The organism is Vibrio sp. V03_P4A6T147 (genome assembly GCF_002241085.1).
Taxonomy (GTDB): Bacteria; Pseudomonadota; Gammaproteobacteria; order Enterobacterales; family Vibrionaceae; genus Vibrio; species Vibrio anguillarum.
Map to the genome: position 1 here is coordinate 1 of NZ_NDIO01000313.1, position 10,160 is coordinate 10,160.

The 10,160-nt window shown below is 45.9% G+C and carries 11 protein-coding genes; 5 read left to right on the forward strand and 6 right to left on the reverse strand.

The annotated features are described in order from the left end of the window. Positions 1-92: 92 nt before the first annotated feature. From kdsA to hemA, 6 genes are read right to left on the reverse strand one after another with little or no spacing between them, the layout of a single operon-like run. Positions 93-944: a 3-deoxy-8-phosphooctulonate synthase gene (gene kdsA / locus B9J84_RS12275; RefSeq protein ID WP_026028071.1), complete on the reverse strand. Its 852-nt coding sequence runs from the start codon at positions 942-944 to the stop codon at positions 93-95. Between the two features lie 22 nt (positions 945-966). Next, complete coding sequence (locus B9J84_RS12280; protein ID WP_094124245.1) at positions 967-1,776, reverse strand: SirB1 family protein; 810 nt, start codon at positions 1,774-1,776, stop codon at positions 967-969. Between the two features lie 18 nt (positions 1,777-1,794). Further along, entirely contained in the window at positions 1,795-2,178 is a 384-nt protein-coding gene (locus B9J84_RS12285; RefSeq protein ID WP_013856268.1) for a SirB2 family protein, read from the reverse strand. Then, positions 2,163-3,044 carry a peptide chain release factor N(5)-glutamine methyltransferase gene (prmC, locus tag B9J84_RS12290; protein ID WP_017045760.1) on the reverse strand — a complete coding sequence of 294 codons (882 nt, stop codon included), beginning with the start codon at positions 3,042-3,044 and terminating at the stop codon, positions 2,163-2,165. Before prmC ends, B9J84_RS12285 begins: the two co-directional genes overlap by 16 nt. 4 nt (positions 3,045-3,048) lie before the next feature. Further along, complete coding sequence (prfA, locus tag B9J84_RS12295) at positions 3,049-4,137, reverse strand: peptide chain release factor 1 (RefSeq protein ID WP_013856266.1); 1,089 nt, start codon at positions 4,135-4,137, stop codon at positions 3,049-3,051. A 30-nt stretch (positions 4,138-4,167) separates the two neighbouring features. Further along, on the reverse strand, positions 4,168-5,427 hold the full coding sequence (gene hemA / locus B9J84_RS12300) for a glutamyl-tRNA reductase (RefSeq protein WP_094124246.1): 1,260 nt from the start codon (positions 5,425-5,427) through the stop codon (positions 4,168-4,170). Between the two features lie 161 nt (positions 5,428-5,588). On the opposite strand from hemA, the gene lolB reads away from it, so the two are divergent. From lolB to ychF, 5 genes are all read left to right on the forward strand, one after another. Continuing rightward, positions 5,589-6,221: a lipoprotein insertase outer membrane protein LolB gene (gene lolB / locus B9J84_RS12305; protein ID WP_094124247.1), complete on the forward strand. Its 633-nt coding sequence runs from the start codon at positions 5,589-5,591 to the stop codon at positions 6,219-6,221. Continuing rightward, positions 6,218-7,090, forward strand: coding sequence for a 4-(cytidine 5'-diphospho)-2-C-methyl-D-erythritol kinase (ispE, locus tag B9J84_RS12310; protein WP_019280893.1), 873 nt, complete (start codon positions 6,218-6,220; stop codon positions 7,088-7,090). The genes lolB and ispE overlap by 4 nt, the downstream gene beginning before the upstream one ends. Before the next feature lie 29 nt (positions 7,091-7,119). Next, positions 7,120-8,064: a ribose-phosphate pyrophosphokinase gene (locus B9J84_RS12315; RefSeq protein ID WP_010320509.1), complete on the forward strand. Its 945-nt coding sequence runs from the start codon at positions 7,120-7,122 to the stop codon at positions 8,062-8,064. 149 nt (positions 8,065-8,213) lie between these two features. Further along, complete coding sequence (gene pth / locus B9J84_RS12320; protein ID WP_013856262.1) at positions 8,214-8,804, forward strand: aminoacyl-tRNA hydrolase; 591 nt, start codon at positions 8,214-8,216, stop codon at positions 8,802-8,804. A gap of 10 nt (positions 8,805-8,814) precedes the next feature. After that, positions 8,815-9,906 carry a redox-regulated ATPase YchF gene (gene ychF, locus B9J84_RS12325; RefSeq protein WP_013857965.1) on the forward strand — a complete coding sequence of 364 codons (1,092 nt, stop codon included), beginning with the start codon at positions 8,815-8,817 and terminating at the stop codon, positions 9,904-9,906. Positions 9,907-10,160: the final 254 nt, after the last annotated feature.

Here is a 10,160-nt window from a genome sequence, read left to right on the forward strand (position 1 = left end):
CACTTAGACAAGATAAACAAGTTTGGGAAACATTCGATAAAATTTGACCACCTTGCGGTGGCCAAATTATAAGTGGTAGATCCAACAAAAAATCAGCGGATATCGATATGAGCAAAGCTCTTGATCAAATCATCTAACGCTTTCATTTGTGCAAGGAAAGGTTCAAGTTTATCCAAAGGCAGTGCCGATGGACCATCGCAACGCGCTTTATCTGGGTTTGGATGCGCTTCAATAAAAAGGCCCGCAATCCCGGCAGCAAGACCTGATTTTGCTAACTCAACTGTCTGTTCACGACGCCCACCAGAAGCTGCGCCAGAAGGGTCGCGCATTTGCAGTGAATGGGTCACATCAAAAATAATTGGGCTGCCGTTTGATACTTTTTTCATCACACCAAAACCCAACATATCAACGACCAGATTATCATAGCCATGGCAAGCACCACGTTCACATAAAATCACTTTGTCGTTGCCGCACTCTGCAAATTTTTCCACGATATTGCCCACTTGACCAGGGCTCATAAATTGTGGTTTTTTCACGTTGATCACTGCACCTGTTTTCGCCATCGCTTCGACAAGGTCAGTTTGACGAGCAAGAAACGCTGGCAGTTGAATCACATCAACCACCTCAGACACAGGCTGAGCTTGAGCTTCTGTGTGCACGTCAGTGATGATTTTGACGCCAAAGGTCTCTTTTAGCTCTTGGAAAATTTTCATTCCCTCTTCCAAGCCAGGGCCACGATAAGAGTGAACAGAGCTGCGGTTGGCTTTATCAAAAGAAGCTTTAAACACATAAGGGATACCGAGTTTATCGGTCACTTTCACGTAATGCTCACAGATTTGCATCGCTAAATCACGGGATTCAAGGACGTTCATTCCAGCAAACAGAGTAAACGGTTTGTCGTTGGCAACGGGAATATCACCCACGTGGACGATTTTTTGTTCCATTTTATTCTCTCTCATTTAGCGGTTAATGCAGCGTAATAGCTTCAAAGCTTAATGCATTAACTTGATTTTTTAATAACTCAGCCGCCGGATCATTCGGACAATGATCAATAAAGTATTGATAATCGGATAAGGCAATTTGGTGACAATCCAGTTGCTGATAGATAAATCCGCGATCGCGGATCTCATACGGATCATCAGGAACAAAAGTCAGCGCTAAATCAGTACAACGCAGCGCTAAGGTATAACGCTCTTCTCTTAATAGTGCGCTCTTTAGTAGTGCCAGCCAACGACCGATCACCGTCGGATTATCTGTCACTTCCAAATGACTCGATTTCAGCTTAGACAAGACCCCTTTATGCCCAACTAACCACGCTTGTAGTATATGTAATGAGACGGTTTCACCAGTAAAAGGGTTAATATAAATCGGTGATTCATCGCACCAATGCAACTGCAATAAAAACTGTGTGGGAAAGGTAATACCTTGTAAAGGAAAGCCTAGCTTGCGCGCAAAATAGAGCAACAGCGTACCTAAACTGACGGGAATACCTTTGCGGTGCTGCAACACTTTATCGATGAAGGCATTACGTGAATCAAAATAAGCCTCTCTGTCACCGCGAAAACCCCATTGTTGGTAAAACAGATGCAACAACGCTTCGAAACGCTGTTTTTCATCCTGTTCATTAGCTAACTCGTGTTTTGCTTGTGTAAGCAAACGGGCCAACTCTTGGCGTGCCCATTCATCCTCAGTTTCAGGATTGACGGCCTTGTTTAAGATCAGCGCCCCTTCCACCAATTCCATTGCATCAAAATCTTCATCGAACCATTCAAACATAATGCCGCTCGGATGCTGTTAGCCTAAAAACATAGCCGTTTTTACGATGGCGATTTTTCCCGCCATAGCAAGCCAACCTAATGCGCCCAAAAAAGCAAAGGTACGCAACAGCTTATTCCTACCCAGTTTGAGCGCAAAGAAGCCCAGCGCAATGTACGCCATCACACAAGTCAGCTTCTCAGTTAACCAAGGTGCGGCTGGGGTAAATGGGATAAAACCAGACATCACAATCAACGCGATACCCGATAACAACAACAACGAATCGTTAATATGAGGAAAACGTTTCAAAAAAGGGTGTTGCAGCCATTTGGAATCCATCATCATCAAGGCATAACGTACCGACAACAATAGTGCACTGATCGCAATGGTCAGTAGATGAAAATGTTTTAATCCTTCGTACATGATGCTCTCTCTTCTGAGTGCGAATATTGACCCAGTGTGACTCGGTCATTACCCGCATAATCCTTTTCTGTCACTACATGGTGATAGCCGAGTGACTCAAATAACGCTCTGACTGCCGCCCCTTGATCATAACCATGTTCAAACAGCAGCCAGCCTTGTTGCTGCAAATAGTGACGCGCATTCTCTGCAATGTGTTTAATGTCAGCCAAGCCTTTGTCTTTGGCCACCAGCGCACTTAAAGGCTCAAAACGTACATCCCCCTGCGTGAGATGGGGATCATTTTCTTCAATATACGGTGGATTGGAGACAATTAAAGCAAACTTTGTACCGAGCTTTAAAGGTTCAAACCAACTACCTTGTAAAAATGTGACATTGGTAATAGTTAAACGCTGCGCGTTTTCCAACGCTAAGGCTTGCGCTTCTGGGCGTAAGTCGATACCAACCACATGACGTTCAGGTAACTCAGACGCTAACGCTAATGCTATCGCGCCAGTTCCTGTGCCTAAGTCCAAAATATCCCCTTGCGTCTGCTGGCTTTTTTCTAACGCAATTTCAACCAAGCGTTCAGTATCCGGCCGAGGAATTAATGTCGAAGGCGAAACTTTCAGTGGCAGCGACCAAAACTCACGTTCCCCAACCAAATAGGCCACTGGCTCCCCCGTCACTCGACGCGTAATCAACGAGCAAAATTGCCGCGACTGCGTTTCGCTTAAGGTCTTTTCAGGCCAAGTCAGCAGATAAGAACGTGGTTTATCCAGTACATGGCAAAGCAGCACCGCTGCATCCACAGAAGGCGAATCACTGCCGCCTTCTTGGAGTTGAGCAATCGCGGCTTTCAACGCATCATCAATACGAGATAACGTCATGGGATCAGTGTTGATCGGCAAGAGCGGCAAGTTGGTCTGCTTGATATTCTTGAATGATTGGATCAATCAAGCTTTGCAGATCCCCTTCCATCACTTCATTAAGACGATAGATGGTTAAGTTAATACGATGATCGGAAACGCGACCTTGCGGATAGTTGTAAGTACGAATACGGTCGCTACGATCACCAGAACCCAGTAGGTTACGACGAGTATCGGACACTTCGGCTGCGCGCTTCGCTTCTTCCGCTTGTGCAATACGAGCGGCCAATACGGCCATCGCTTTGGCTTTGTTTTTGTGCTGTGAACGCTCGTCCTGACACTCAACTACCGTGCCTGTTGGTAAGTGGGTAATACGGATCGCAGAGTCGGTGGTGTTTACGTGCTGACCACCCGCGCCCGATGAGCGGAAAGTGTCAATTTTCAGATCGCTAGCTTTAATTTCTGGAATTTCGGCTTCAGGAATTTCGGGCATGATCGCGACGGTACAAGCGGAAGTATGCACACGACCTTGAGATTCCGTGGCCGGAACACGCTGTACGCGGTGACCGCCTGATTCAAACTTAAGCACACCGTAAGCGCCATCACCACTCACTTTAGCAATCACTTCTTTATAGCCGCCATGCTCAGCATAACTAGCGGACATAATTTCGATACGCCAGCTCATCTTCTCAGCATAACGGCTATACATACGGAACAGATCGCCAGCAAAAATACCCGCCTCATCACCGCCCGCCCCTGCACGAATTTCTAAAAAGCAGTTGCGATCATCGTTCGGATCTTTTGGTAGCAACAGAATTTGCAATTCATCAGTGAGACGTTCAATCGTCGCTTTGGCTATTTTGATTTCCTCTTGAGCCATCTCACGCATCTCGGCGTCTTCTTCTTTGGTCATCTCTTCTGCGGCAACCAAATCCTCTTGCGCTTGTTGGTAAGCTTGGAAGCATTTAGTGACTTCCTCAAGCTGAGAGTACTCTTTTGACAAAGTACGGAATTTGTTTTGATCACTAATTACGGTAGGCTCGCCAAGCAGGCGCTGAACCTCTTCGTAACGCTCAACAAGGGATTCAAGCTTAACTAAAATCGACGCTTTCATAGTTTCTTCTTTAATTCGGAGTGACGGATATTATCGAGGGTCGTCAAGACCCAAACTTTGTCTAATCACGGCCAATTTAGCCGGTTCACCTAACTCTGCAGCGCTTTGCAATGCTCGGGTTGGTGTGTGGATCAATCGATTGGTGAGTTTGTTACTTAACTCAAGTAACACTTTTTCAGGATCGCCCCCTGCAGCCAGTGCCTGCAAGCTTTTACTGAGCAATTCTTGACGAATTTCGTTGGCCGATTGACGGTATTCTCGGATGCTGTCTACCGCTTGCAAGGAGCGCATCCAGCTCATAAAGACTGCGCTCTCTTCACTGACAATCGCTTCAGCTTGAATGGCTTCAACTTTACGCTGTTCCATATTGCTGTCTACAATCGACTGAAGATCATCAACCGTATACAGATAGGCATCGTTTAAATCACCGACCTGCGATTCAATATCACGAGGCACGGCAATATCAATCAATAACATGGGTTGATGGCGACGCACTTTAATCGCACTTTCTACCATCCCTTTGCCAATAATCGGCAGTGGGCTAGCGGTGGAACTGATGACGATATCCGCGTGGGCGAGATAGTCAGGGATCTCATTGAGTGCAATCACTTCAGCATCAAACTGCTGTGCAAGCCCCATCGCTCGCTCGCGGGTTCGGTTGGCAACTATCATGCGTTTACATCGATGGCTGGCTAAATGCTTCGCAACCAGTTCGATGGTTTCACCCGCTCCAACCAACATTACCGTTGAATCAGAGAGTGATTCAAAGATCTGCTTTGCCAACGTACAAGCAGCATAAGCTACAGATACCGCACTGCCGCCTATTTCGGTTTCGGTGCGCACACGTTTAGCTACCGAGAATGCTTTTTGAAACAGTTTTTCAATCGCTGAATCAGCCGCGTTATGCTCGCGAGCATCCGCATAGGCTTGTTTCACCTGCCCTAAAATTTGCGGCTCACCCAATACCAGTGAATCCAGACCACAAGCCACTCGCATCAAATGACGAATAGCGGCTTGTTCTTCGTGTACATACAAACTCGGTTTAAGATCTTCAGGATTCACATGATGGAACTGAGACAACCAATCGATTAACTTACTTTTGCTCGATGATTTTACATCACAATAAATTTCCGTGCGATTACAGGTAGAGACAATAACGCTACCTTGAACGCTGGAACTGGACGCAAGTTGTCGCAAGGCTTCTGATAATTTATCAGGACCAAACGCCACTTTCTCTCGCAGTTCTACCGACGCTGTATTGTGATTTATTCCAATAGCAAGCAAGGACATCTATAGAGGTTTCTCGGTTCAGGAAATGTAAATAGGAGCAGAATTTTACTTGATGCCCTGTTTTAATGAAAGGGCAACAAGGATTTGTTTTCCCGACTTCGTGATATCAATGATATAGTGAGGCGTTTTTACGGCCTTCACTGTGTAAATAATGGGCAGATATGACACGCGCAAATAGACTGATTTTAACTCTCCTCACTCTGCTAACACTCTTTGGTTGCACAAACTTACCCTCAACAAGGGTCGAGAGCGTCGGCTGGCAGCAACACCAACAGCAATTGCAAACGATCCGCGAGTACCAAGCCAGCGGAAAACTCGGCTATATATCACCACAACAGCGCCAATCCCTCAATTTTCATTGGCAAAAAAACGCCGACCATAGCCAGCTTCGTCTCTCAACATTTTTAGGGCAGACCGTTTTAAATCTCTCCATCTCGCCTCAGGGCGCCCAGGTCAAAACGTATGATGATCAAATTATCGATGCGCAGAATGCGGATGCTTTAGTTTACGAGTTAACTGGGTTATCGATCCCCATTGAGCAGCTACAAGATTGGCTGCTTGGGCTGCCAACCAAGGCGGATGGTTTTCAATTGAATCAAAATAATTTGTTGGCATCGTTAGATAAACAGCTAGGGCTTAGCCGCTGGCACTTGGAATATTTGAACTACCAAGCTTATCCCTTCGTCTCAACATCCGCTTCTTCCACTTCAGTGCCACTTCCGGCCAAACTGAAGCTGACTCAAGATCAAGTTTCATTAAACCTCATCATTTCAAAGTGGACCCTAACGCCATGATTTGCACCCCAACCCACTGGCCATCACCCGCTAAGCTCAACCTGTTTCTGTACATCACCGGGCAAAGAGCCGACGGGTATCATGAATTACAGACACTGTTTCAATTTCTCGATTTTGGTGATGAGTTAACCATTACCGCCAATCAGTCTGGCGAAATAACTCTCACACCAGCCATTGCTGGCGTTGCGCTACAAGACAACTTGATTTGGAAAGCGGCCATCGCCTTACAAAAGGCAAGTGGATGCCGTTATGGCGCGAGCATTGAATTAAATAAAGTTTTGCCAATGGGCGGTGGCATCGGTGGCGGCTCTTCCAATGCTGCAACCGTGCTTGTTGCACTGAACTACTTATGGCAAACCAATTTATCACAGCAAGAACTCGCTACGCTCGGTTTAACACTCGGGGCGGATGTTCCCGTTTTTGTCCATGGCTTTGCCGCATTTGCTGAAGGCGTAGGTGAAAAACTGACCCAAACCGAACCAAAGCAAAAATGGTATTTGGTGGTTCGGCCTAATGTGAGCATTGCAACGAAAGATATTTTCACTCATCCCCAATTGATAAGGAACACGCCAAAACGAGCGCTAGCAACGCTTCTCGAACACCCTTACGAAAACGATTGCGAAAAAATTGTCCGAATGCTGTACCCAGAGGTTGATAAGCAACTTTCATGGCTGCTACAATACGCGCCGTCAAGATTGACTGGGACGGGATCTTGCGTTTTTGCCGAATTTTCTAGCAAAGTAGAAGCGGAAGCTGTCCTTGCCAAGCTCCCTGACACAGTCTTCGCGTTTGTCGCCTTAGGGTGTAACATTTCGCCACTGAAAAAGACTCTGGCTGAATACCAATTCGCCAACACCCGACCTATTTAAAAACTGGACGCAACCCTGAGGTTTCCACCGTGCCTGATATGAAGCTATTTGCTGGTAACGCCACACCTGAACTAGCCCAACGTATTGCTGAACGTCTATACATCTCTCTTGGTGATGCTACTGTTTCTCGTTTCTCCGACGGTGAAGTTGCAGTGCAAATCAACGAAAATGTTCGTGGTAGCGATGTATTTATTATTCAATCTACTTGTGCTCCTACTAATGACAACTTAATGGAATTAGTAGTGATGATTGATGCAATGCGCCGTGCTTCAGCAGGCCGTATTACTGCTGTCATCCCATATTTTGGTTATGCCCGTCAAGACCGCCGAGTGCGCTCTGCTCGTGTACCGATCACTGCAAAAGTTGTTGCAGATTTCCTTTCAAACGTTGGTGTTGACCGCGTTTTGACCATCGACCTTCACGCAGAACAAATCCAAGGCTTCTTTGACGTCCCAGTAGATAACATCTTTGGTACGCCGGTGTTGCTTGAAGATATGAAAGCGCGTGGGTTAGAAGATCCTGTTGTGGTTTCACCTGACCTTGGTGGCGTGGTTCGTGCTCGTGCGACTGCAAAAGCATTAGGTGATATCGACATCGCAATCGTTGATAAACGTCGTCCACGCGCCAACGTGTCTGAAGTTATGAACCTGATTGGCGATGTTGATGGGCGCGATTGTGTGATCGTGGATGACATGATCGACACTGGCGGCACTTTGTGTAAAGCCGCTGAAGCGTTGAAAGAACGTGGAGCAAAACGTGTGTTTGCTTACGCAACGCACGCGGTATTCTCAGGTAACGCAGCAAAAAATATCAAAAACTCAGTACTAGACCAAGTTATCGTCACAGACTCGATCACCCTATCTAAAGAGATGGCGGCAACCGGCAAAGTGACACAATTAACCTTGTCTAGCATGCTTGCTGAAGCGATTCGTCGCATTAGCAACGAAGAGTCTATTTCTGCCATGTTTAATTAAAACTCAGTTTATTTACTTATTTTTAAATACTTTTAAAGCACTTCATTGAAAAATGAGGTGCTTTTTCCTTTGTTATTTTAGCGCCTCGCACCCTTTCCCTTTTGTGTGCTATCATACCGCGCTTTTGATATTGCAAAGAGATCCTAACCTTGAGCCAACCAATCAAACTTCTTGTCGGGCTAGCGAATCCTGGTCCTGAATACGCCAAAACGAGGCACAATGCCGGCGCTTGGGTAGTAGAAGAATTAGCCCGAGTTCATAACGTCACCTTGAAAAACGAAGCCAAATTCTTCGGTTTCACCGGACGTATCGTGGTTAATGGTGAAGATCTGCGTTTATTGATCCCAACAACTTTTATGAATTTATCCGGTAAAGCCGTGGCGGCCATCGCCAAGTTTTACCAGATAAAACCAGAAGAGATCATGGTGGCACATGATGAACTAGACTTACCTCCCGGGGTCGCTAAGTTCAAAATGGGCGGTGGTCATGGCGGGCATAATGGCCTTAAAGACACCATCAGCAAACTCGGCAATAACAAAGAATTCTACCGCCTGCGGATTGGTATCGGCCATCCGGGGCACAAAGATAAAGTAGCAGGCTATGTTTTAGGTAAAGCACCCGCCAAAGAGCAAGAGTGCCTAGATGCCGCGGTTGACGAATCGGTTCGTTGCTTCGACATTTTACTAAAAGATGGTCTAACTAAAGCACAAAATCGCTTACATACGTTCAAAGCTGAATAAGGTTACAGTCATGGGTTTTAAATGTGGCATCGTGGGTTTACCAAATGTGGGTAAATCAACATTATTTAATGCACTAACTAAAGCGGGCATCGAAGCAGCAAACTTCCCGTTTTGCACTATCGAACCAAACACGGGTGTGGTTCCTGTTCCAGACCTTCGTCTTGATGCGTTAGCAGAAATTGTAAACCCTCAACGTATCCTTCCGACGACAATGGAATTTGTCGATATCGCAGGCCTAGTGGCTGGCGCGTCAAAAGGTGAAGGTTTAGGCAACAAATTCCTTGCCAATATCCGTGAAACAGATGCAATTGGTCACGTTGTTCGCTGCTTCGAGAACGAAAATATCGTTCACGTAGCAGGCAAAGTATCGCCAATTGAAGATATTGAAGTAATCAATCTAGAGCTTGCCCTTGCCGACCTTGATAGCTGTGAACGCGCCATTCAGCGTCAAGCAAAACGTGCCAAAGGTGGCGATAAAGACGCTAAATTTGAAATCACCGTATTAGAGAAGCTACTCCCTGTATTAACGGAAGGTGGTATGGCTCGCACGGTTGAACTCTCAAAAGAAGAGCTAGCCGCCGTAGATTATCTCAACTTCTTAACGTTGAAACCGACCATGTATATCGCCAACGTGAGCGAAGATGGCTTTGAAAATAACCCGTACCTTGATGCTGTCAGAGAGTTTGCAGAAAAAGAGAACAATTCTGTGGTTGCTGTTTGCGCGGCCATTGAAGCTGAACTATCTGAACTTGAAGAAGAAGATCGCGCCGAGTTTTTAGCCGATTTAGGCATTGAAGAACCCGGTCTAAACCGCGTAATTCGTACCGGTTACGAACTGCTAACACTACAAACCTACTTCACCGCAGGCGTAAAAGAAGTGCGTGCATGGACGATTCCGGTCGGTGCGACGGCTCCGCAAGCGGCGGGAAAAATCCATACCGACTTTGAACGTGGTTTCATTCGCGCTGAAGTTGTGGGTTATGATGATTTCATTCAATATCGCGGCGAAAATGGAGCCAAAGAAGCGGGCAAATGGCGCTTGGAAGGTAAAGAATATATCGTAAAAGATGGCGATGTTATCCACTTCCGCTTCAACGTGTAAATAACTCGTTAATCAGCCATTAATACACCATTAAAGCCGACAGATTCTGTTGGCTTTTTTGTTTTTTTCTCAAAATCAACCTTAGCGACAAGCAAGGAAAAATCAATAAGCTTAATGATTTATTAACCGTTTTTGATCACAAACACGTCTCTTTGTTCAAAAAAAGTTCGAACGGTTGGTTTCAAAGAATTTATTCAAAAAAACTATTGACGCTCTAGAGCCATATCCGCATAATGCGCTCCGTTCTCGACATT

Coding starts and splice junctions, on each gene's coding strand:
- kdsA (WP_026028071.1), bottom strand. CDS start 944: ATGGAACAAAAAATCGTCCACGTGGGTGATATTCCCGTTGCCAACGAC.
- B9J84_RS12280 (WP_094124245.1), bottom strand. CDS start 1,776: ATGTTTGAATGGTTCGATGAAGATTTTGATGCAATGGAATTGGTGGAA.
- B9J84_RS12285 (WP_013856268.1), bottom strand. CDS start 2,178: ATGTACGAAGGATTAAAACATTTTCATCTACTGACCATTGCGATCAGT.
- prmC (WP_017045760.1), bottom strand. CDS start 3,044: ATGACGTTATCTCGTATTGATGATGCGTTGAAAGCCGCGATTGCTCAA.
- prfA (WP_013856266.1), bottom strand. CDS start 4,137: ATGAAAGCGTCGATTTTAGTTAAGCTTGAATCCCTTGTTGAGCGTTAC.
- hemA (WP_094124246.1), bottom strand. CDS start 5,427: ATGTCCTTGCTTGCTATTGGAATAAATCACAATACAGCGTCGGTAGAA.
- lolB (WP_094124247.1), top strand. CDS start 5,589: ATGACACGCGCAAATAGACTGATTTTAACTCTCCTCACTCTGCTAACA.
- ispE (WP_019280893.1), top strand. CDS start 6,218: ATGATTTGCACCCCAACCCACTGGCCATCACCCGCTAAGCTCAACCTG.
- ychF (WP_013857965.1), top strand. CDS start 8,815: ATGGGTTTTAAATGTGGCATCGTGGGTTTACCAAATGTGGGTAAATCA.